We start from the raw sequence: 24969 nt of genomic DNA on the forward strand, positions 1-24969 counted from the left end.
GACCTCGAGGATGACGGAGTCGATAGCGGTCTGATCAGTGGTGATGTTCATGGCAATCACGCTAAGCGCTGCCCGGTGAGCAGCGCTTCTCGATTTCTGACCGGTCCGCGCACCCCTTTTTCGCCGGACCGCGCGAACATCCGCGGCCCGAGGTCCCTGCGTGTCAGGTATCGAACCGGCGGCGGGATTCCTCGATATCGCCGAGGTATCGGTGCGTCCAGTCGCACATCGCGTCGACTGTCGCACGGAGAGCCCGGCCCGACTCGGTGAGGCGGTACTCCACCCGCGGCGGAACCGTCGGATACACCGTGCGCTCGACCAGGCCGTTGCGCTCCATCATGCGCAGGTTCTGGGTGAGCATCTTGTGACTGATGCCGTCGATGCCGTCGCGTAGCTGGCTGAACCGCAGTGTGTCGTCACCGATCGTCTCGATGATCAACAGTGCCCACTTGTTGGCGATGTCGGAGAAGATCTCTCGGGCCAGCGAATCCGCTCGTGTCAGGTCCGAATCCTCGGATAAACCATCGACCTGCTTGGTAACCATCAAGTACCCCAGTCACTGAAAAGTGCGTTCTTCCACGTCAACGGCCACTCTTCTACGGTTACCGAGTAACCACAAGTGACTACGAGAGAGTAGACCGGATGTCCATCACCCTGTTGAACCCGAACGAGCTACCCCAACTCGATGCCTACCATCAGGTATCGGTCGCGACCGGCTCGAAGCTGATCTTCGTAGCCGGTCAGGTCTCCTGGGACGTCGACGGAAACACAATCGGCGTAGGCGATTTGGCCACACAGGTCGAGCAGAGCTACCTCAACGTCGGCATCGCTCTCGCCGAGGTCGGCGCGACCTTCGCCGACGTGGCCAAGCTGACCGTCTACGTCGTCGACTGGACTCCGGACAAGATGACTCAGTTCTCCGAGGGTGTCACCCGCGCCGCGTCGAAGCTCGGCATCACTCCCAATGCACCGGGCACCTTGATCGGCGTCGCAGCGCTGTCCAGCCCCGAGCATTTGGTCGAGGTCGAAGCCACCGCAGTCCTTCACTGAACAATCCCCGAGATCATCACCCCGGACCGAGTGGATCGCCGAAAATCGCGGCCCTTCGCGTGCCGAACCCGCTGTCTCCGAGTCGGTCCCGGCCTCGCACGGTAGACGCGAGGCCAGGGGAGTGGCCGCGCGACGATGCTCGCTGTCACAGCGTGACGGATCATTCGAGTCGCTCATTGAGAATTCGGGCGATCTGAGCGGCCGCCGCAGGCTCGGTCATGGCCAGGTGCGTCGAATTGATGTGAAAGTTCGAAATCTGGCCGCGGACAAAGGACTCCCAGCCCCGGTGACCGGCGGCGTCGGATCGCCTTTCGATTGTCGCGGTGAAGTACAGCAGGTCGCTGTCCAAGACCGGGGGCTGCCAGTCGCCGGCGGCCCGGATCGATAGGTTGTAGGCGTCGGTCAGGCGTCGGATCGTCGCGGCGTCGATATCTACGCCGTCTCCCAGGCGCTCTCGGATCAGCTCGGAGGCTTGTTCGGCTGTCGCGTCCGGACTCACGAAATCGATTCCCATGACCGGGCCGAGGTTGCTTATCAGCTCCCCCGGTGTGACCGAGCGGGTGGTCGAGGCGTCGATTCCGTTGGCTTCGGAGTCCAGCATTGCCAATAGAGCGACCTCCTCACCGGCGGCCCGCATCTCGACGGCAACGGCATGGGCGATCAGCCCACCCAGCGACCAGCCGAGGAGGTGATAGGGGCCGTGCGGCTGGACCGTTCGGATCTCGTCGTAGTAGCGGTGGGCGATTTCGCCGATCGACGTCGGACCGGGGTCTTCGCCGCCGATCTGGGGGGCCTGGATGCCGTAAATCGGTCGACCGGCGGATATGTGCTGGTCGAGTGTGTAATAGCACCACGCCAGGCCGGAGGCGGGATGGATACAGAACAGCGGTGGTTGCTGACCGCCGGTCCGAATCGGTAGAAGTACGTCGAATCCGAGGGTGGTCCGGTCGGTGACGCGGTGACCGGAGCGCATGCCGGATTCGATCCGCTTCGCGAGGTCGGCGGGATTCGGGTCCGACAACACCCAGCGGACCGGAACCTCGTAGTCGAGTTCTTTCTTCAACTCGCTCACCACCTGCACCGACCGCAGTGAGTTGCCACCCAAGGCATAGAAATCGTCGTCGGCCCCCACCCGCTCCACGCCGAGCACCTGTTCGAAGGCTCGTGCTACCTCCCCTTCGAGCCATGAAGAGGGCTCCCGGAACTCCGCTACCACGGGCGCCGGCTCCGGCAGTCGTGCGCGGTCCAGCTTGCCGGACGCGGTGAGCGGCACCGTATCGAGCACCATCACCGTGGTGGGCACCATGTATCCAGGCAGTTCGGTAGCCGCGTGTGCCAGAACCTCACCGATGTCGACCGTGGAACCGGCGGCGGGGACGAGGTAGGCGACGAGTTGGTCCACGGCGCCGTGGCAGAACACCGCGGCGATGGCTCTGGACACGGTGTGATGCTCGGCGAAGACCGCCTCGATTTCACCGAGTTCGATCCGCAGGCCACGCAGCTTTACCTGGAAATCGCGGCGGCCCAGGTATTCCAATTCGCCGGGGCGACGCCAGCGCACCAAGTCGCCGGTGCGGTACATACGTTGACCGTCGGCGTATGGGTCGGGTACGAACCGTTCCGCGGTCAGGCCTGGACGTGCCTGATAGCCGCGTGCGACCTGGATGCCCGCCACGTACAGCTCCCCGGTGGCACCGGGCGGTACCGGATGCAGCCGGGAGTCGAGCACATATGCCCGCGCATTCCATACCAGTCTGCCGATCGGCATACTCCCCGTGTCGGACTCGCTCACTCGGTGCGCGGTTGTGTGCATGGTGAACTCGGTCGGCCCGTACACATTGTGCAACTCGGTCTCGGGCATCACCCGCCGCGCTGCGGCCACCACCTCTGCGCCGAACGCCTCACCGCCCACCAGCACCGCCCGCAATGAATCCAGTGATTCCGCGGGCCCGGCGTCCGCGAACACCGCCAGCATCGACGGCACGAAGGAGGTGATCGTGACCCGATGGGCGGCAATGGTTTCGGCGAGGTAAGCCGGATCGGTATGTCCGTCGTACCGCGCGATCACCAGCCGGGCACCTACCGCCAGGGTCACGAAGAGTTCCCACACCGAGACGTCGAATGTAGCCGGGGTCTTGTGCAGCACCACATCTGCGGGTGTCAACGCGTATGTCTCGTCGATCCAGCGCACTTGGTTCATCACCGAACGATGCGGCACGGCTACGCCTTTCGGCCGCCCGGTCGATCCGGAGGTGAACAGCACATACGCGATGTTGTCCGGTCGCAGCGGTACGAGCCGATCGCTGTCGGTGACGGGCGCGTCGTCGAATCCGGACAACGCTATCCCTTCCAGGGACGACAGCACCAGCACCGGGCCGGCGGTCGTCAGCATGTATTCGATGCGCTCGGCCGGATAATCCGGATCGACCGGTACGTACCCGCCACCCGCCACGAGTACCGCATAGATGGCGGTGACCTGGTCCAGTGAACGCCGCATGCATATCGCTACCAGCGAATCCGGCCCCACTCCTCGGGAGATCAACCATCGTGCCAGCCGGAATACGCGTGACGCGAACTCCGCGTAGGTCAGCGACTGTTCACCGAATATCGTCGCGGGCCGGTTCGCATGCACCTGTGCCGCGGAGACGAATACCGACGCGAGTGTCTCGTCCGGAATCAGTGCGTGATCGGTCGAATTCCACCGCACCAGAACGTCTTCCCGTTCGGCGGGGTCGAGCAGGTCCACGTCGCCGACCGGTTGCGTGGGGTCTGCCACCAGCGCGTCGAGCAACCGGAGCAGACGATCGACCATGGCGGTCACAGTCGCCGGGTCGAAAAGGTCGGTCGCGTAGGTCACCCCACCGGTGATGCCCGCCGGGGCGCCGGTGGCGTCGTAGGTATCCGATACCGTGACCTGCAGGTCGAACAGTGAGGTACCGGTATCGGCTTCCACGGCCGACATCGACAGCCCCGGCAACTCGAAGCCGGTCCTGGCGAGATTCTGGAACGCCAGCATCACTTGGAACAAGGGGTGGTGCTCGTGGGAGCGCACCGGGTTCAGCTCCTGCACCAGCCGTTCGAAGGGCACATCCGCGTGCCCGAACGCGGCCAGATCGGCGTCCCGAGCCTGCTCGAGCAACTGTGTGAACGACATTCCGGAGGTCAGACGGGTCCGCAATACGAGGGTGTTGACGAACATGCCGACCAGATCATCGAGTTCGGGCTCGCCGCGGCCCGCGTAGGGGGTACCGATCGCGATATCGTCGGTACCGGCCAGACGAGCCAGCGTGGCAGCCAGTGCCGCATGGAAGACCATGAACAGCGTCGTATTGTGCGATCGCGCGATCCGCTGCAGTCCCGCGTGGAGATCGGCGTCGACAGTCAACGGAACGCTCGCACCCGCATAGGACTGTGCAGGCGGACGCGGTCGGTCGGTCGGCAGTTCCAGCAACGCCGGCAGGTCCGCCAGCTGCGTCGTCCAGTAGTCGATCTGCGCACGCAGCAACGATTCGGGATCGTCTTCGGTCCCCAGCACCGTTCGCTGCCAGATCGAGTAGTCCGCGTACTGCACCGCAAGCGGTGGCCAGACCGGCGCCTCGTCCTGTAGCCGTGCCACGTAGGCGATCATCATGTCCCGCGCGAGTGTGCCCAGTGACGACCCGTCGCCGCAGATGTGGTGCATCACAACGGCTAGCACCCACTCGTCGGGCTGGAGCTCGAACAGGCGAACCCGGAACGGTACCTCGACCGCCACATCGAACGGCGTCGAAACGAGAGCCGACACCGACTCGGCCAGTTCGGGTTCCGCGATCGAGGTCACGGCCATCGGCGGAATCGCCTGCGCGGCGGGCAGAACAACCTGCTCCGGATCGCCTGCCACGTGCGGATACACCGTCCGCAGCACTTCGTGCCGGGTCACCACATCGCCGATCGCCGCATGCAGCGCGTCGACATTCAGCTGTCCGGACAGGCGTATCACGATCGGAATGCTGTAAGCGGGCGAGTCGGGCTCGAACCGGTTCAGGAACCACATTCGCTGCTGCGCGTAGGACAATGGGATATGGCGCGGACGCGGCTGTGCGGTCAATGCCACGCGGCCGGTGTCGGTGTGGGATTCGGCGCGCGCCGCCAATCTGTCGACGGTGGGTGCCTCGAAGATCATCGCTACCGGGACGCTCGTATCGAGCGCAGCGCCGATCCGCGCGGCTGCCCGGGTGGCTACCAGGCTGTTGCCGCCCAGTTCGAAGAAGTCGTCGTCGGCGCCCACGGTGCCGTTGATGCCGAGCACCTCGGCGAATACACCGGCCACGATCTCCTGCACCGGTGAAGCCGGGGGCCGGAATCGCTTGGTCCGGGCGATGGGGGAGGGCAGTGCCTTGCGGTCGAGTTTTCCACTCGGCGACAGAGGGATTTCATCGAGGACCATCACGGCGGCGGGCACCATATACGATGGCAACACCTCGGCCAGTTCCGCACGCAACTCCTCGGCCGACACAGTCGTCTCCGCCACCGGCACAACGTAAGACACCAACCGCACGGGACCGGCACCCTCACGATGCGGCAGGGTCACAGCGAACGCGACCTCCGCGCGGGCCCCCAACACCGCATCGATCTCTCCCAGTTCGACCCGGAAACCGCGGATCTTCACCTGAAAATCGTTACGGCCCAAGAACTCCAAAGCACCGACGGCATTCCACCGCACCACATCCCCGGTGCGGTACACGCGGGCGCCCGGTTCCCCGAACGGGTGCGCCACGAACCGCGCCGCGGACGTGCCCGCCCTGTTCAGGTAACCGCGGGCCAGCGCGGGTCCGGCCAGGTACAACTCCCCGCTCACCCCGACCGGCACCGGCCGCAACCGGGCATCCAACACCAGAGCCTGGATTCCGGGCAGCGGAGTGCCGATCGTCGGCGGGTCACCCGGTCGCAGCCGCTCCGCCGCGGTGGCGACGATCGTTGTCTCCGTCGGTCCGTACAACACTCGGAACTCCCTGGTCCCGGCGATATCGGTACCCGCCCAACGATTCACCAGGTCCGCCGGGACCTCGTCACCGCCGGACATCACCACGCGCAAGTCGTCCAGCCCCTCCGGATCCACCGAAGCCAATGCGGCAGGGGTGACGAATGCGTGCGTGATCCGCTCCACGCGGAGGAACTCGGCCAGCTCGTTCCCGCCGCGGATTCCCGTCTGCGCCACCACCAGTGCGGACGCACGGCTGGCTGCCAGCAGGATCTCCAGCAGTGAGGCGTCGAATGAGGGCGACGCGAAATGTAGTACCCGGGACGTGGGCCCGAGGTCACGGTCGGCGCGCTGCGCCGCGAGGCAACCGATGAGGCCGGAATGCGTGACAGCGACGCCCTTCGGCACTCCGGTGGATCCGGAGGTGAACAGAATCCAGGCCACATTCGAGGTCCGCAGCGGCCGCAGCCGCTCCCCATCACCGATCGCCGCTCCGGCCAGCGCATCGATCCGCGCTGCCACCCCGGTGTCGTCGAGCACGATCCAGTGCACAGAATCGGGCAATGCGGCGCGCGCGGATGAAACCGTAACCCCCAGTGCCGCACCCGAATCCGACACCATCTGCTCGATCCGGCCCGCAGGATAGCTGGGATCCACCGGCACATATGCCGCCCCCGATTTCACCACCGCCCACCAGGCGACGATGGACTCCACCGACCGCGGTGCCGCCATGACAACCGCACTCTCCGGTCCAGCCCCCAGGCGGATCAGGTGTCGCGCCAGCCGATTCGACCGTTCATCGAGCTCCGTATACGACAACTCGGTATCCCCCGACACCACGGCCACACCGTCGCCGTTGTCCCGGACGGCCGCGGTGAACACCTCCGGCAACAGCACCGGCGACGCCGCGGCTTGTGACCCGACCCGTGAGAGCAGCTCCACGCGCTCGTCCGCGTCCAGCCAGTCGATATCCCCGGTCACTACCGCCGGGTCCTCGGCGACCGCTTCCAGGACCCGCACCAATCGGCGGACGAACCCCACTACCGTCACCTCGTCGAAGAGATCCCGCGCATACATCATCATTCCCGAGATACCGTGTGTCACACCGGCTTTCCCATACGAATCGGATATCACCAGTTGCAGGTCGAACTGGCTTGTCCCGGTATCCGGATCCACCCGTGACACCGCGACATCGGGCAGCACGACCTCAACCGCCGACATGTTCTGGAACGCGAGCGCGACCTGGAACAGGGGATGTTGCGCCGCTGATCGCTCCGGATTCAGTTCCTCCACGACACGCTCGAACGGCACATCCGCATACTCGAATGCCTGCAGGTCCACCTCGCGAGTCCGCTTCAGCAGGTCCGCAAACGGCTCGCCCCCGTCAACCGGAGTTCGCAGTGCCAGTGTGTTCACGAACATCCCCACCAGATCATCCAGACCTGGCTCGCCACGACCCGCGACCGGGGTTCCTATCACCACGTCATCGCTGCCGCTCAACCGTGCCAGTACCACTGCCAGTGCGGCATGCACGACCATGAACAGCGACGTCCCCCGCGCTCGCGCCAGATCCAGTAGCCGCCCGTGCAATTCCGGCCCGATCTCGACCGGCACCTGCCCGCCCGCGAGCGAGGCCACCGCCGGGCGGGCGCGGTCCGCGGGCAGATCCAGCCGCTCCGGCGCGTCGGCCAAGGTCGACCGCCAGAATGCCAACTGCACCGACATCAACGACGCCGGATCGTCCGCCACCCCAAGAACCTGCCGCTGCCACAATGCGAAATCCGCGTACTGCACTGCCAAGGGTTGCCATATCGGCGCATGTCCGGTCACCCGCGCCGCGTACGCCGACATCACGTCACGAGCCAGCGGCCCCATGGACTGTCCATCAGCGGCGATGTGATGGACAACCAACGCGAGCACGAACTGTTCGATGCCATCGTCGGCTTCCGGTTCGACCTCGAACAATCCCACGCGCATCGGTACCTGCGCGGTCACATCGAACCCGGCCCGGACGAATTCTCCCACCACATCCCGGACCGAACTCGCCTGCACCCGTACCGGTTCGACCGTGACCCCTGACTCTTCCAGAATCGCCTGCCGTGGCTCGCCGTCGGTCTCCGGGTATACCGTCCGTAACACCTCGTGGCGTCCGATGACGTCCGAAAGCGCTGCCCCGAGAGCCGCGATATCCAATCGCCCGGACAACCGCAGCATCACCGGGATGTTGTATGCGGCCGACTCCGGCTCGAACCGGTTCAGGAACCACATTCGTTGCTGGGCCAGTGAGAGGGGCACCGGCTCGGGACGCACTGCCGCCGTCAACGGCACCCGGCCCCCACCGCTGAGCGATCCCGCGAGTTCCGCGAGGCCCCCAACGGTGGGCGCTTCGAACAACGACCGCACCGGCACCCGGACATCCAGGGCGGCCCCCACTCGCGCCACGACCAGCGACGCGCTCAGCGAATCACCACCCAGCGTAAAGAAGTCGTCATCGACCCCGACCCGGTCCACGTCGAGCACCTGCTCGAACGCCGTCGCGACAACTGCCTCCACCCATGTCGACGGCACCCTGAACTCTCGGGCGGCGAATACCGGCTCCGGTAGCCGCTCGCGATCCAGTTTGCCGTTCGAGGTCAGCGGAACGTCGTCGAGCACCATCACCGCGGCCGGGACCATGTACGCGGGCAGCACCTCGGGCAGCGCCGCACGCAACTCCGCACCCGATACGCTCGTCCCCGGCGTCGGCACCACATAGGACACCAATATCACCGGACGCCGACCGTCGCGACGCGGCACGGTGACCGCGAATGCCACGTCCGAACGCGCACCGAGCGCTGCGTCGATCTCACCCAGCTCGACCCGGGTGCCGCGCACCTTCACCTGAAAATCGTTGCGCCCCAAAAATTCCAAACGATCATCGGCGTTCCGCCGCACCATATCGCCGGTGCGATACATCCGGCGGCCCGGTTCCCCGCATGGGCATGCGACGAATCGTGCCGCGCTCGAGCCCGTATTGCCGATATACCCGTCGGCCAGGCCCGGCCCGAACAGATAGAGTTCGCCCGCGATACCCAGCGGCACCGGCCGCAACCAGGTATCGAGAACCGCGGCCGCGACGGGGCCGATGGGCGTGCCGATCGTGATCGCGGCACCGGGCGTCAGTGCATCGCTTCCGGTCGCCCAGATCGTGCTTTCGGTCGGCCCATAGAGGTTGACCATGGTCCGATCCGGCGCCCACCGGTCGACCAATTCCGGCCCGACCGGTTCACCGCCCGTCGCCAGCACACGCAGCTCGTCGAGGCCGTCTCGCGGAACTGTCACCAGCGCCGACGGCGTCAGTATCGCGTGCGAGATATGTTCGCGCCGCATCAGATCCGCCAGATCGTGGCCACCGAACACATCTGGTGGCGAGACGACCAGCCGTCCACCCGAGCCGTGCGCCATCAACAGTTCGAACACCGAGGCGTCGAAGCTCGGCGAAGCCACCTGAAGTACCGTCGACGTCCGATCGACGCCGAGCACCCGACGCTGCGCAGTGATGAGATCGGCCAGGCCGCGATGACTGACCAGCACGCCCTTGGGTGTTCCCGTCGACCCGGACGTGTAGATCACATACGCTGCCTGATCTCGCCGAATCGGTCTCCCGCGTTCGGTATCGGTGATCGGCGCGGCGGAAACCGAGTCCATACCGTGGAGGGTCTGTTCGTCGTCGAGAATCAGCCAGTCGACGACATCGGGCAGATACTTCCTGGCGCCGGCGACGGTCAGCCCGAGCGAGGCGTTCGAGTCCGACAGCAGGAATTCGATACGTTCGGGCGGGAGGCCCGGATCGATCGGCACGAACGCGGTGCCCGCTTTCGCGGCAGCCCATATCGTGACGATCGCTTCCAGGGAACGCGGGAGCGCGCAGGCCAGGACGGCCTGCTGTCGACCGGCGCGCCGCAGCAGCACCCGAGCGAGACGATTGGACCGCTCGTCGAGCCGACGGTAGCTCAGGGTCTCCCCGCCGCATGTCGCCGCGATCGCATCGGGTTCGCGGGCAGCGGAGGCCGCGAAGATCTCGTGCAATGTGCCCGGGATCATCTGGTCGTCTCCCGCGGCGGGCCACGAAGGACCCGGTTCATCGTTCAGCGAGATCGCGCCGAGCCGGGTGGCCGGATTCCCGCCGATAAGACTCAGTAATTCGACGAAGCGGTCGAGGACTTCACGCGCCCGCGCGTGGTCGAATTCGGCCTCGAGGAATCGAAGGGTGATCTGCAATCCCTGCGCATCACCCCGTTCGGCGTGCTTCGGCGCGACGACCAGGCTCAGCGGATACGGGGTGGCGTCGATACCGGCGATGTCATCGACGCGCAGGCCCGCCGAATCGACGAGGTGCTGCAATGCGGACCGGTGCAGCGGAAACGACTGGTAAGCGAGTGCGGTGTCGAAAAGTCCCGACACCCCGACACTGCGGTGAATATCGGGGAGACCGACGTAGTGGTGGTCCAGCATGCGGGCGTGCTGCGCCTGAATCCGGGTCAGCAACTGCCGCAACGATTCCGTGGGGTCGAGTTGGACGCGAACGGGAATCGTATTCAGGAACATGCCGAGCGTCTGGTCGACCATCGGCAACTCCGGTGGACGGCCCGACACGGCGGAGCCGAAGATCACCTCTGTCTCACCGGTCAGCACGCGCAGATTCAGTGCCCAGGCCGCTGCCAGAGCCGTATTGATGGTGACGGCCGCGTCCGCCGCCGCCGCCCGTAGTTCCCCGAACCGGTCCGCCGACAGCTCCGCGTTGATCTCGGCGGCCGACGTGGAACCCGAAGAGCCGGAGCCGCGGGCGACCCGGGTGGGTGCGTCCACATCCGAATAGGCCTGCGCCCACGCGGCTTTGGATGCGGCGAGATCCTGTTGGCCCAGCCACGCCAGATAGTCGCGGTAGGAGGGAGCGGATCCGGCGGCCTCGATATCCGACGGTGATCCGTAGTACTCGAGCAGTTCTCGCATCAGCAACGGCATCGACCAGCCGTCCAGAATCACGTGGTGGTTCGTGACGAGCAGCCGGAAAGCACCCGAATCGATATGGACCAGTGTGAACCGGATCAGCGGGGGAGCCGACAGGTCGAATCCCGCCGCCGCGTCGGCCGCGGCGAAAGCGTCTATATCGGTGGGGGATTCCGCATCGCCGCTGTCGGCGAGATCGACCTCCCGGAACCGGACGTCGGCGTGGTTCAGCACGATCTGGCACGGCCCGGCAGCCGTTTCCGCGAATGCGGCACGCAGGATGTCGTGCCGGTCGACCAGGGCCTGAGCGGCACGCCGCAGACGCTCGCCGTCGACCTCGCCGGACAACCCGATCATCGTCTGGACTGTGTAGTTGTCCGCGGTGTCCGGATCGAATATCGAATGGAAGTGGATACCGGATTGCATCGGCGACAGTGGCCACACGTCGGACAAGGCATGATACCGCTGCTCGAGTCGCTCGATATCCGTCTGCGTGAGCGCGACGAGCGGGAAGTCCGAAGGCCGATACGCGCCTCCCTCGGCTCGGCGCCCCGTCTGGAGCCGGGGTTGTTCGTCGATCGGCACGGGAGCCGACCCGCCGCGCGCTACCGCGGCCAGGGCGGCAACCGTCTTGCCCTCGAACACGTTTCGCGGGGTGATCTCGAGCCCGGCGGATTTGGCCAGGGCCACCAGCCGCATCGAGACGATGCTGTCGCCGCCGAGGGTGAAGAAGTTGCTCTCCGCCGAGACACTGTCCAGATGCAGGACATCGGCGAAAAGTCGCGCCATGACCTTCTCCGCGGGCGTGGACGGCGGCCTGCCACCGACGCTCTCCGATTCGAAGGCGCGCTGCCGCAGCGCATTACGGTCGATCTTGCCGGTGGAAGTGAGCGGCATCGAGTCGAGTTCGATGATCGCGGTGGGATTCATGTAGTAGGTCAGCGTGCTCGCGAGATCATCGCGCAGTGCCCGCACATCGAGAGTCATACCCGGGGCGGAAACCACATAGGACACCAGAACCGGTTCGCCTGCGGGTCCTTCTTGCGCGACGGTGGCGACACTCGCCACAGCGGCGTGCCGTGCCAAATGGGCATCGATGTCACCCGGCTCGATCCGCAGGCCGTGAATCTTGACCTGTTGATCATTACGTCCCTGGTACTCCAGCTCCAACCCTGTGCGACCCCGCACCCACCGCACGGAATCGCCGGTGCGGTACATCCGCTGCCCGCGTTGGGACTTCGGGTCAGCGACGAAGCGGAATGCGGTCGCACCCGGTCGATCGAAGTAGCCTCGGGCAAGTCCGGGCCCGCCGATATAGAGTTCGCCGGCGACCCCCACCGGCACCGGCCGCAGCCACATATCGAGAACCGCCACCGACACACCTCGGATCGGGCTACCGATCGACACCGGTTCGCCAGGCCTCAGGACATCCGAGCCCGTTGCCCAGATCGTGCATTCGGTCGGCCCGTAGTGATTCATCAGCCGGCGCTTCGGTCCCCACCGGTTCACGATGTCCGATCCGGTCGCCTCACCCACGACCGCAACCGTTTCCAGGGATGGAAGTCCGGACGGGTCCATCGTGTTCAGTGCGGACGGAGTGATGATCGCATGCGAAACCTGCTCCGACCGCAGCAAATCCGCGAGATCACTGCCGCCGTATACCTCCGGCGGCGCCACCACGAGGCAGGCGCCGCTGCTGTGTGCCAGCAGCAACTCCGACAAGCAGGCGTCGAACCCCGGCGAGGCGACCTGCAACACCGCCGAGCCGGCATCCGCGCCGAAGGCTTCGGCCTGCGCGGCGACCAGGTCGGCCAGGCCTCGATGGCTGAGTTGAACCGCCTTCGGCTTGCCGGTCGATCCGGACGTATAGATCACATATGCCGCATTGTCGGCCAGCAGCCTGCCCGCCACAGCGGGGGACGGGGTCGAGAGAGGCGGATCACACTCGGCGTCGAGGAGCAGCCAGTCGACGGTGTCGGGAAGACGCGGTGCGACAACTCCGGTCGTCACCCCCAGCCTGCTTCCGCAGTCGGACAGCAACTCCGCGATCCGCTCGGCGGGATTGCCGGGATCCAGTGCGACGAAGGCGGCCCCCGTCTTCGCTACCGCCCACATCGCCACGACCAGCTCGATCGAACGCGGAACAGCCAGTGCGACGAACGCCTCGGGGCGGGCGCCGCGACCGATCAGCAGGCCGGCGATCCGGTCTGCGCGAAGGTCGAGTTCGCGATAGGTCAACGTGCTGTCACCGCAGCGGACGGCCGCCGCGTCCGGATACCGGCGCGCGGTCCTCGACAGGATCTCGCGCAGCGTGAGCTCCGCGATCGGCGATTCGCCTCGGACCGAAAGTAGTTCGGCGCGTTCGGAATCCCAGCACGACGAGATCGCAGCCACTTTCCCGGCGGGATCGGTAACGATCTGCGTAAGGATCAATTCGAATCGTTCGAGCAGCGTGCGGGCATCCTCGGAGCCGAGCCGGTCGGTGGTGAATCTCAATGTCACCGTGTAGGCGCCCGGCTCGCCGGTGTCGGATCGCCCGTCGCGAGTCGACCGCGGCGGAGTCACCTGGAGACTCAGCGGATACGGCGTCGCATCGTGCGCATCGATATCGACGAACCGCAAACCGGCGTCGCCGAGAGCGCGTGTCAGCCCCTCCCGATCGAGCGGGTAGGACTCGAGCACCGTCACCGTATCGAACATGTCGGCGATCCCGGTCGCCCGTTGCAACTCCGCCAGGCCGATGTGGCGGTGATCGAGCAGTGCGGCCTGCTCGGCCTGCACCCGAACGAGCAGGTCGGCGACGGCCTCGTCGGGGTCGAGGCGGACTCGCACCGGCAGTGTGTTGATGAATAGGCCGACCATGCGCTCCACATCCGGTATCTGCGGCGGGCGGTCCGACACCGTATTGCCGAACACCACGTCGGACCGGCCGGTCAACGCCGTGAGCAGTAATGCCCACGCAACCTGCAGGGTCGTGTTGGCGGTAACGCCATGGGAGCGGGCGAGACCGAAAACGGCGTCGGTGGTCGCGACATCGAGGTTCAGGCCGACTTCGCCGTTGTGTGCGGTGACCGTTCGATCCGGCTTGCCCGTGACCCGCGTCGGACTCTCGATTCCGGCCAGCGCCTGCCGCCACGCGTTTGTCGCGGCGTCACGATCTCGGGTGTGCAGCCACTGTAGGTAGTCCCGGTAGGACCGAGGGGGCGCGAGTTCGGCTGTATCGCCTTCGGATATGTACAGCGAGAGCAATTCGTGGATCAGCAAGGGCATCGACCAGCCGTCCAGCACGATGTGGTGATTGGTGATGAGCAGTTGGAACTCATCGGCGTCGATGCGGACGAGGTGGAAACGCACCAGCGGAGGACGAGCCGGGTCGAACGGCTCCGAAGCTTCCGCGGCGAGTCGCTGAAGTTCGCGCTCGCGATCACCGGCATCGCGGATATCGGTGATATCCGATTGACGCCAATCGATCCGGGTGTCGCTGAGGACGATCTGGCGTAGCCCGTCGGCGCTCTCGACAAAAGCGGTTCGGAGGCTGTCGTGCCGGCCGATGAGCGCCTGCGCGGCCTGCCGCATCCGTTCGGCGTGCACCTTGCCGGCCAGTGTCAGCGCGGCCTGCACGATATAGCCGTCGACGCCGTCATTGTCGTAGATCGCGTGGAACAGCAGTCCGGATTGCAACGCGGTAAGTGGCCAGACATCGGTCATCGACGGGTATTCCCGCAGCCAGCGGTCGATTTCGGGCTGCGATGCCGCCACCAGCGGGAAGTCGGAGGCAGTGAAACCGCCAGCGGTTTCGGATCGGACATGTCCGGCAAGCGCCCGTAGCGCCCGCTCCCACAGCCCGGCGAGTTCATCGACATCTGCGGTGGATAGCACCTGAGCGGCGAAATCCCATGTCGCGTCGAGTTCGATCCCGTCGGAGCCCTGCTCGGCGATCACATTGAGATCGAGCACGGCCGGCAACGCCATCCCCGGGTCGTTCGTCGCGGTCAGGGCGGTGAATTCGGTCGTTGGGGTCCACGGCCCCGAGCGTTCGCGAGCACCCACCCGCCCCAAATAGTTGACGCTGATCTGAGGTTCTCGCGCACTCCCGAGCTCGGCGCGGCCCACGGGGTCGAGTCGGCGCAGCATTCCGTAGCCGATACCGTTGTCCGGCACCGCCCGCAGCTGCTCCTTCACCTGCTTTATCGCAAGTCCCGCGGCCGCTCCGCCGGCGAACGCCTCGTCGAGATCAATGCCTTGCAGTGCGATCCACACCGGGAATCGTGTGGTGAACCAGCCCACGGTGGCGCCGAGTTCGGCGCCCGGCACTGCCTGTTCCTCGCGGCCGTGACCCTCCAGCGAGATCAACTGCCCCTCGGCCACCGTGCCGCGCCTTCGCCGCCACATTCCCAGCGCCAGTGCCACCGCCGCCAGCAACGGGTCATTGGCACTGCCGTGAAAGCGAGCCGGAATGGTCGTGAGAATCGACTCGGCGATGTCTGCGGGGATGCGCGTCCGTATCCGGCCCGCGGTTGCCGTGACATCACGATCCGGATCCAGATATCGCGATCCGAGTAGCTGATCGTCGTGCGCGACAACATCTTTCCACCAGTGGAGTTCGATCGAACGCCGGTCCGGCGCCTGCTCGACCAGACCGTGCACCCAGCGCCGGACCGAGTTCGTGCCCGAGTCGAGCTGCGGGTCGTTCCCTTCGCAGATCTGCTGCCATGCCCGCGCGAGGTCGCCGAGGAGGATCCGCCACGACACAGCGTCGACGGCGAGATGGTGAACGACCAGCCACATCAGGTCGGGGCCCGCGCCCGTGCCATCCTCCATCCAGACGAATCGAACGAGTACACCCTTGTTCGGGTCCAAGCGATCTGCGGCTGCTTGCAGATGCCGGTCGACCTCCGCGGCATCGCGCCGATCGAGCCGAACCCGAACAAGGGCGGCGTCGGCGTCGACCGCTCCCGGATCGGGTACGTCGAGATACCGATCGACCGACCCGGCGCCGCGCAACGCCGCGCGCAACATATCGTGGCGGTCCAGTAGCGCTTGCAGTGCGCGTACGAGCAGCGCTCGATCGACTTGCGGTGGAAGCTGAATCAGCGCAGCCTGCGCGAACCGATCGAAATGACCTCGCTCGAGCATCGCGTACATGATCGGCGACAGCGGTATAGATCCGACACCGCCGCCGGGCAATTCGGCCAGCTGGGGGTCATCGCCGGCTTCCGTCGCCTTGACAGCCAAGCCCGCGACGGACTTGCACTCGAACACATCCTGCGTAGAGAACGCCAAGCCGGCGGCCTTGGCCCGGGCCACCAGCTGAATCGACAGAATGCTGTCGCCGCCGAGAGCGAAGAAGCTGTCGTCCGCCCCGACCTGCCGCACGCCGAGTACCTCGGCGAACAGTCCCGCCAAAAGGCTTTCCCGGGGTGTAGCCGGAGGCCGACCCGCCGGTGCTGTCCCGAAAACCGGGGCGGGCAGAGCGCTGCGATCGAGCTTGCCGAACGCGTTCACCGGCAGGCTGTCCAGCGGCACGATCACCGCCGGGACCATATGGGGCGGAAGGGATTCGCGGGCGAAGCGCTCGAGTTCGAATGAATCGACCCGACGACCTCGAACGGGGACGACATAGGACGCAAGAACGGTCGCGCCGGCGTTGTTACGTACCGGCACCGTGACGGAAAGATCCACGTCATCGTGTCCGGTGAGCGCCGCGTCGATCTCACCCGGTTCGATCCGGTACCCGCGAATCTTGACCTGGAAATCGCTGCGCCCCAACAACTCCAGACTCATAGCCGAGTCTTCGCCCGTCCACCGCGCGATATCGCCGGTCCGATAGATCCGCTCACCTGGACGGCCGTAGGGATCGGCGACGAACCGGGACGCGGTCTCGCCCAGAAGATGACTGTAGCCTCGCGCCAGGCCCGGCCCGGCCAGATACAGCTCACCCGGGGTGCCCTTCGGCACCGGTTGCAGAGTGGAATCGAGAACCATAGCCGATACGCCGCGTAGAGGGCCGCCGACGGTGACATCGTCCTGGGGTCTCATCGCGGCGGCCGCGGCCGTCACGGTGGTTTCGGTGGGCCCGTATTCGTTGTACATCGACCAGGTTTGCGACCATCGCTCGATGACATGCGGTGGACACACATCGCCACCGACCACGACCACGCGCAAGTCGGTCAGTAGGTTCGGGTCCACGGTTGCCAACATCGCCGGCGTCAGCGTCAGGTGGGTCACGCCCTCCTCGGCTAGTAGTCGAGTGAGCTGCTCTCCGCCGATGACATCCGGCGGAGCGATCACCAGCGTGGATCCGTTCGCGAAGCAGGTCAGGAACTGTTCCAGGGAGGCGTCGAAACTCGGCGAAAGCGCGTACGACACGCGGGCGGTCGTGTCGATGCCGTAGGCCTCGCTCCGGTCGGCGATGAGATTCGCCAGTCCGGTATGTGTGACCTGAACACCTTTCGGCAATCCGGTGGAGCCCGACGTGTAAGTCACGTACGCGAGGTTGGAGGGTCGCAGCGGGCGGATCCGCTCATCATCGGTAATCGGCCGGTCCGCAGCGTCATCGCATTCCCGCAGCGTCGCCGCATCATCGAGAACCACTCGGCGCACGTCCGTCGGAAGCCGTTCACCATAGGCACAGACGGTGATTCCCACTATCGCGCCACTGTCGGCGATCATGTGCTCGATCCGCTTGAGCGGGTACTCCGGGTCCACCTGCACGATCGCGGCCCCGCACTTCGCGACCGCCCATGCCGCGATGATCGACTCGACCGAGCGTCGCAACACGATCGCTACCGCCGTGTCCGGACCGCAACCCAGAGCTATCAGCCGACGGGCCAATTGGGAGGATCTGGTGTCCAACTCGTCATATGTCACCGTCCGGCCGGCCGAGGCGATCGCGCTCGCATTGCGGTGGCGGTCTGCGCTGTCGGCCAGGATGTCGGGTAGCAACCGTGTTGCGGCACTGCTCGGTCCCCGCACGGGCAGCAGCGCGGATCGTTCCTGTGCCTCGAGTAGAGGCAGTCTGCTGACCGGATATGCCGTTCCCCCGGCAAGGAACTCGTGCACGAACATGAGGAACCGCTTGTGGTGACCAGCGAGTTCCGCGGGGCTGTAGACGTTCGGATTCCCCTGGAAGTCGATATGAGTACTGCTCTTACCCGCTCCCGGGTAGATATTCACAAACAGGTCCGCGGTAGGTCCTGACGTCAAGACATTCAGGCGTCCTGTCGTCTCACCGAGTACTACTTCGTTCTCGATCATCATGAGGTTCACGGCAGGTCCGAAGGACGCGGCCTCATCGCGCGCGATCCCCATGTCGTGGAATATGTCCTCCTGGCGGTAGCGCTGCCGCCGAAGGGCACTGGTCAACTCACTTTGAGTGGCGGCGATCAGCTCACCGACGCTGCTGGAGGCGACCCGCACTCGCAGCGGCACCACATTCGCCACCATTCCCCCCGAACGTCGCAGGGCAGCGGAGTGCCGACCCGAAACCGGCAGGCTCAGAAGCACTTCGTCGCTTCGGGTCATCCGGGCAAGGTAGGCCGCGAAGGCCGCGACGATGACCGGAGCTACGCTGGTGCCGCGCTCGCGCACGACGCTGTCCAGCAGGCGCGCGGTCTCGTCCGGCAAGGGCGCGCTGACGAGCGCCGGATGAATGGTTGGCTTACTCACTCGACCGGCCAGGCTGACGACGGGCGGCGCGCCGGTCAGGTGTTCGATCCAGTATTTGCGGTCATTATCGAAACGAGCCGAACCTCGATACGCCAGATCCTGGTCGATGATGTCTGCCAGGCTGTTCGCCGTCGAAGGCGGGGCTTGTTCGAAATCGACCCAGGCGTTGTACAACTCGGTTACGCGGTGCATCATCGTTACGGCGGCGTATCCATCCAGCGCGATATGATGGGCGCGCTGGTACCACAGAAAGTGATCCGAGCCGACCTGGAACACAATGCACTTCATGAGAAAGTCGTTCAGCAGGTCCAGCGGGGCGGAGTAGTCCTCGACCATCATCCGGTGGGCGGTCGCGACAGGATCGACATACCGGCGCAAGTCCATGACCGACGCATGGGCGCCGTCCGCTTCATTGATGAACTGGCATGGTTCGCCGTCGATTTCGTTCAGATGCAGATGTCCGCATCCGAACTCGCAAGCGGCGGTTTCGCATGCTTTGACAAGCAATTCTTGTTTCAATTCACCAACGATTTCGACGTACTGGGCCACAGATATCGGTGACGAGCCGGCGAGGTGCTGGGCGAACCATATACCCCGCTGTGCCGCGGACAGCCGCAGAACGTCGAAGGGTGTCGGGCTCGCGAAGTCCTGGCCGCTGTCGTGAGTACCGGAACCAATACCGGAAACCTGATTCCCGGGAAAAGGGGATGAGCCGATCTGCGATGAAGGCGACCCCTTCGAATCGCTATCGAAGTCGCGCTGGGACTGGGTCACCTGACCTCCAGGGAATGCGTAGATTTCAGAAGCCGCCCGGCGTCACTGGGACGCACTTGCGCAGGGTTTCGCACATCGCTCAGCGATGTCTACCCGGATTCCATTCGAATGGCTCCATATGCCGTTCAAAGGAGCAATTGGTAATCGCCATGAAGACAGCACGATTCCCGGCACGCAAACGCCGACATGGGGGCGATCAGGCGTGACGGTGGTGAAACCGTGTGAGCGACTGCCCGCAATCTCGGGTCACGAGGGGGCCGTCGCACGCATATGAGATCCGGGCGTCTAAGTCGATTTCGGCGTTTTCGGAGTCGGCGTCCGGCCGACACTGCACGGACAAGGATCTCGAAATAATTCAATTTGCTCGACCTGGAGTCGGTTTCGGCGAGCAGGAAGCGCATATCGTTTGGGTTCATCGGTTGCACCGCATAGCCGTATGGGACGCTTGCGTCCTCGTTGTACCAGTTTCGTTGTATCAAAATCGAACGACCACACGGTCGCAGACTTCGTGCCATGAACTAGCCGCAACGCCGACAAATGGGAGGGTTACTCCTTTCCGACTCGCCGCCGAATACGCACCGATCGGCAGTCGTCGAATCGAATTCGCGATGTCGATGACCTGCTTGAAAGGGTAATCATAACGAGGAGGAACGCGGTCCGCAACGGCCTTTGACCGGCCGAATACTGTGGAGGCGGCAAGATCACGACACTTGGTCCGATGCTTTACCGCTCCACACAGAGCGTAGATTGTTCGGCCGCGGTCGTATTCGAAACCCGTCACCTGAACCGTCTTCTGGGCAGCCGCGCGAACGAGGATTGTGACGCGCCGCGACCCGGTGGCGCACGACCGGAAATAAGCCGTCCCGAGGTAGGCCGGGAAAGCCGTATCTCGCGTCGCTGACCGCACCGAATTCTCGGCCGGTATGTCCTAAAGTATATGGACCTTGTAACCTGCCGTCCCGCCGCGTAATACCGAATGGCGGACGCAGGTCCAACCGCGATCCGACGGGATCCGCCGGTCGCTGCTCATCCGCGTGTCGAGCAGCTTCGAATCAGATCTGTAGGTCCTTACTCAGGAATGAATGAGGTAGCCAATGGGCAAACACAGCAAGCCCGCCGCTTCACGCCGCCCCACCGCTCTGCGCCCGGCCATCATCCTGCTGGGCGGTGCCATGTGCGCGGCGGTGGCCGGGACCGCACCCACCCTCGCCGACGACACGCCGATCATCGCGCCGGTCGGACAGCTCCCCGTCACCCTCGCACTCTCGGAGGCAACGGTTTCCGGCGCGGGCCCACTCGGCTCCGTCCGTTTCGGCGTTCCATCAACCGATGACGAACAGCCGAGCTCGCCGGGCGCCGAGTTCGCGCGCACCATCACCGCGGCGCGGGGCCTGACGCCCACCGTCCCGTCCCTCGCACCGATGGCCGGGAGCGAGTCCGCCGCAGCGTCGGTCGCCGATCCCGAGCCGGGCGCGCCGCCGCAGACGAACCAGATCCGTATCGGCAATGTCGAACTCGACCGCCCGAGCATCGTGGCGCCGGAGCAGGCGGCACAGATCAACGCGGGCGCGGCGGAAGTCGAGGACGCGCTGTCCGATGTGCTCGACAGCTCCGGCGTGGAGCAAGCTCGCTCCGACGAGGTCGCCGCGCGGATGGTCGGTGACGCGGCGATCGGCGCGGTCGTCGGCGGCGTGGCTGTCTCTCCCGTCGCCGCCGCGGTGGGCGCAGTCGTCGGCGGGGTGGGCGGGTTCGTCCTCGGCATCCCGTTCCTGCCCACGGGCCTGGTCGTGGGGCCGGTCGTCGGCGCGACCATGGTCGGCGTGTTCGTCGCCGTCCCGGCCATTATCGCGGGCGCGGTGATCGGCGCGGGCGTGGGCGCGGTGGAAGGCTGGAACGCACCGCTCGATCCACCGTCGGCGGGCTGAACGGCAGGGTGCGCGTCGACGATGTCCCGCTGTGTCGCCGCCGGCCGGTTCGCCGCCGAAGCGGTTGTCGTCGGCACAGCGGTCATCGCCGTCCGGCTACCCGATCCGGCCGGGAGACCGGATCCAGATCTCCAGCCGCGCCGAGTCCACCTGAATTCCCTTCGCCCGCAAATGAATATCCTGGAGTTCCGGCCGATTCGCCGCGGGGCATCGACCCGGCCTGATCGATGACTGCCGACACGGAATCGGTGACGCCAGGAGTCGAACTCGGCGCCAATCGCGAAAGCGCGGGTGGCGCCACGAAGACAGGACTCCTTACCATCAATCCTGTGCCGAGATCGTTTGCCACGACCCTTATCTGCACGGCCCTGGTACTGACCGCCGCCTGCGGGCGTTCATCGGCAGGCAGCTCCGACGACCCTTACCGCACCCTCGACTACGCGGGCACCCAACGCCACTACCTCATCCACCGTCCGACAGCGCCGACTCAGGGCAGACTTCCGGCGGTTCTGGTCTTCCACGGCGGTGGCGGCAGCCCGAGCGACATGGCGGACAACAGCGGTTTCGACCGGCTGGCCGACGCCTATGGCTTCGTCGCGGTCTATCCCGAGGGCATCGACAGATCGTGGAACGACGGCAGGGGCGCCGACACACGTGCCGGCGCTGCGGGGATCGACGATATCGGGTTCGTCTCGGCACTGATCGACCAGCTGATCGCCACCGACGATGTCGACCCGGCCCGGGTCTATGCCACCGGAATGTCCAACGGCGGCATGTTCACCCAACATCTGGGCTGCCACCTGAGCGCCAAACTCGCGGCAATCGCGCCGGTGGCGGGCCCGCTTCCCGCTGCGGATGAGTCGAATTGCGTGCTGGCCCAACCACTTCCGGTACTCGAGATCCACGGAACCGCCGACCCGATCGTCCCGTACCAGGGGGGAGTAGTGCGCGTCACATCGGGGAATCATGGCCGCACCGGTACCAACCCCGTCCTGTCGGTGGCAGCCACCCAACAGCTGTGGCGCTCGAAGAACGACTGCCGGCAACCTGTCACCAGCGCACCGCCGTCACGGACCGACGACGGAACCTCCATCACGATCGAAACATCGCGGTGCACCGACAACGTCGACGTCATTCTCTACACGGTCACCAACGGCGGCCACACCTGGCCCGGCGGCGACCAGTACCTTCCCCAAGTCCTGGTCGGCCCCGTCAGCCACCAAATCGATGCGTCCGAGACCATCTGGCGGTTCTTCGCCGCCCACTGACCCGCCGCACCAGCGCGAGCGCGATGTGGGCAACCGCCGCACATACAGCCGACAGCGCGGATCATCCGAAGTGCATGACCGCCGCCGCGCCCGAGCGGGCGGCATTGTCGAAGAAGGTCACGAGGACGCCGTAGTGGTAGCGCAGGTAGTTCAGGCCCTCGTCGCCGTCGCGGGTCCAGATGCGCGGGTAGATGTCGGCACCGTCCATCGCGGCGGGGTCGTAGTGCGCGGCCAGCCGGTCGAACGGCGTCGCCACCAGCCGCTGGGCCGTCGCGCGCACCCGATCCACCGGCCACCCGTAATACTCATCGTCGATAAGGTCTCCGTCGAAGAACAGGTCGACACCCACCTCGGCCGAATCGAGCAGGTACCGCAGCCCGTCCCACGACTTGTCCAGGTAACCGGTGCTGTCGACATCGGGTTCGAGCTCCCACAGCAGTTCGTGCGCCTCCGCGCCCGCGGCCGACAACTGGTCCAGCTGTTCGCCGGTGATTTTTGTAAAGGACAGGATCACGCCCATCGGATTCCCACTCCCTCGAAGAACGGCGCCACCGGATCTCGGCCAGGCGGCCTCACTGGTCGGGGAATGTAGCCGAGCGGGCCGACAGGTTCGATCGAGCGAGCCCAGCCCCTCGCGCAGCTCGTCGAAAATCTGTCGCGCCGGTGGTACGTTTGCCATGATCTTTGCCGGGTAAACACCTGCTCGGCAGGACTTATGCTCGGCGCACGCTACGGCGAGCCAGCCCTCACCTGCGGGAGGGCAGCCGTAGCGGATGTACCAAATAGTCTGCAAGAAAGCGACGCCCGCCGAGCCACTGTACCCGCACTTGGTTGCCGGCGCGGCAGGGCTCAAAAGCCGTCTTCGGCAATGTTTACCGGCCCAACTGCAGAGGGAGCATCCGATGACCGAATCCGGCCCCGCTGATCTCAAGGCGCGGCATCGCGCAATGTGGGCACTGGGCGACTATCCGGCCGTCGCCACCGAAGTCATCCCCGGACTGGGGCGGCGTCTCGTCGACGCCTGCCGCATCAGCCCGGGCCAGCGTGTACTGGACATCGCGGCCGGATCCGGGAATGCCGCAATCCCGGCCGCGGAGACCGGTGCGAACGTCGTGGCGAGCGATCTCACGCCGGAACTGTTCGAGGCTGGCCGGCGTATCGCCGCCGAACGGGGCGTCGACCTGCAGTGGCGGGAAGCCGACGCCGAGGCATTGCCCTACGCCGACGCCGAGTTCGACGTCGTAATCTCATGCGTAGGTGTCATGTTCGCGCCGTTCCACCAGGCGGCCGCGGACGAAATTGTGCGCGTTACCAAGCCGGGCGGCACAATCGGGCTGATCAATTGGACACCCACCGGATTCATCGGGCAAATGTTCGCCACGATGAAACCGTTCGCTCCGCCGCCCCCGCCCGGCGCGCTGCCGCCACCGCTGTGGGGCGACGAGACGCATGTCCGGTCACTATTGGGCGATCGCGTCGCCGACCTGGAATTGCGGCGCGAGAACGCGGTCATCGATCGTTTCGGCGACGGCGCGGAGTTTCGCGACTTCTTCAAGACCCACTACGGACCGACGGTCACCGTGTACAAGGCCATTGCCGCCGAACCCGACCGGATCGCGCAGTTGGACCGTGAACTCGCGGATCTCGCTTCCCAGCACGACCTGGGCAACGGGCGGATGGAGTGGGAGTACCTCTTGGTCACCGCACGCCGATCGGCCTGACCTGGTCATATCGGATGCCGCTGCCCGCTCCGAGCGACTTGGAGCTATCGTTGAAGTTCCCGCTGGAGGTCGAGATCGAGAGGCACACAAGGTGCCGCTCGAACAAGGCCTCGGGTCACACGACATGCACGCACTGACCGAGTCGCTCGCCGACACCCTCCGCATGCAGCCGCTGACGGAGCAGGTCGCTGCGGACGATCGATGTCCATCGCGGCGGATCGCGAACTCACCTACGGCAAACCGGATCACTGGCCGGGTTGCCCGGTGCGACCGCCGCTTCGGACCGGTGCCGACCGGACGATTCGGGTCACGCTCGCAATCGCTCCGCAAACCGCGTCGGTCGTCGCCGAGCAGGCTATCGCCGAGATCGGCGGTAAGTCGGTTCCTACCGATCCCGACCGGTCGCTCACCCTGAGTACCCCGCCCGGAGTGGCTGTGAGGATGCTGCGGCCCTCGGCCTGATCCTCGCCCCGCTCGGTCCCGTCGCGCGACCCGGATCCCGAAATGTTCGGTTCGCGCAAAGTCGGCGATTCGACGTCAGCGCGCGTTATGCCAGCTCGAAACGAAACTCGGCACTACCGCAACCGCAGTAGCCAACTGGCCCCGTTGGCTAC

Annotated in this window: 7 protein-coding genes; 4 read left to right on the plus strand and 3 right to left on the minus strand. The window is 65.6% G+C overall.

From position 1 onward, the window contains the following. Positions 1-163 precede the first annotated feature (163 nt). Positions 164-544 (minus strand): helix-turn-helix domain-containing protein, encoded by a 381-nt coding sequence (locus tag AB0H61_RS36665; protein ID WP_357312930.1) that lies wholly within the window; start codon positions 542-544, stop codon positions 164-166. Positions 545-642: 98 nt separating this feature from the next. On the opposite strand from AB0H61_RS36665, the gene AB0H61_RS36670 reads away from it, so the two are divergent. Then, entirely contained in the window at positions 643-1050 is a 408-nt protein-coding gene (locus tag AB0H61_RS36670) for a RidA family protein (RefSeq protein ID WP_357312932.1), read from the plus strand. 160 nt (positions 1051-1210) lie between these two features. Here the strand turns inward: AB0H61_RS36670 and AB0H61_RS36675 are convergent, their stop codons facing one another. Beyond that, positions 1211-19345 (minus strand): amino acid adenylation domain-containing protein, encoded by an 18135-nt coding sequence (locus tag AB0H61_RS36675; protein ID WP_357312995.1) that lies wholly within the window; start codon positions 19343-19345, stop codon positions 1211-1213. 1190 nt (positions 19346-20535) lie between these two features. Between AB0H61_RS36675 and AB0H61_RS36680 the strand changes: the two genes are divergently transcribed. Both AB0H61_RS36680 and AB0H61_RS36685 read left to right on the plus strand, forming a co-directional pair. Next, positions 20536-21366: a hypothetical protein gene (locus tag AB0H61_RS36680; protein WP_357312934.1), complete on the plus strand. Its 831-nt coding sequence runs from the start codon at positions 20536-20538 to the stop codon at positions 21364-21366. Positions 21367-21695: 329 nt separating this feature from the next. Then, positions 21696-22634, plus strand: coding sequence for a PHB depolymerase family esterase (locus tag AB0H61_RS36685; protein ID WP_357312937.1), 939 nt, complete (start codon positions 21696-21698; stop codon positions 22632-22634). Positions 22635-22695: 61 nt separating this feature from the next. On the opposite strand, the gene AB0H61_RS36690 is transcribed toward AB0H61_RS36685, so the two are convergent. Beyond that, positions 22696-23154: a YfbM family protein gene (locus tag AB0H61_RS36690; protein WP_357312940.1), complete on the minus strand. Its 459-nt coding sequence runs from the start codon at positions 23152-23154 to the stop codon at positions 22696-22698. Between the two features lie 382 nt (positions 23155-23536). Between AB0H61_RS36690 and AB0H61_RS36695 the strand changes: the two genes are divergently transcribed. Further along, positions 23537-24355: a class I SAM-dependent methyltransferase gene (locus tag AB0H61_RS36695; RefSeq protein ID WP_357312998.1), complete on the plus strand. Its 819-nt coding sequence runs from the start codon at positions 23537-23539 to the stop codon at positions 24353-24355. Positions 24356-24969 lie beyond the last annotated feature (614 nt).

Origin of the sequence: Nocardia sp. NPDC050710 (genome assembly GCF_040654375.1) — a bacterium.
Taxonomy (GTDB): domain Bacteria; phylum Actinomycetota; class Actinomycetes; order Mycobacteriales; family Mycobacteriaceae; genus Nocardia.

Bases quoted from the DNA above. Each gene is read 5' to 3' on its own strand.
- AB0H61_RS36665 (WP_357312930.1), bottom strand. From the start codon at position 544: ATGGTTACCAAGCAGGTCGATGGTTTATCCGAGGATTCGGACCTGACA.
- AB0H61_RS36670 (WP_357312932.1), top strand. From the start codon at position 643: ATGTCCATCACCCTGTTGAACCCGAACGAGCTACCCCAACTCGATGCC.
- AB0H61_RS36680 (WP_357312934.1), top strand. From the start codon at position 20,536: ATGGGCAAACACAGCAAGCCCGCCGCTTCACGCCGCCCCACCGCTCTG.
- AB0H61_RS36690 (WP_357312940.1), bottom strand. From the start codon at position 23,154: ATGGGCGTGATCCTGTCCTTTACAAAAATCACCGGCGAACAGCTGGAC.
- AB0H61_RS36695 (WP_357312998.1), top strand. From the start codon at position 23,537: ATGACCGAATCCGGCCCCGCTGATCTCAAGGCGCGGCATCGCGCAATG.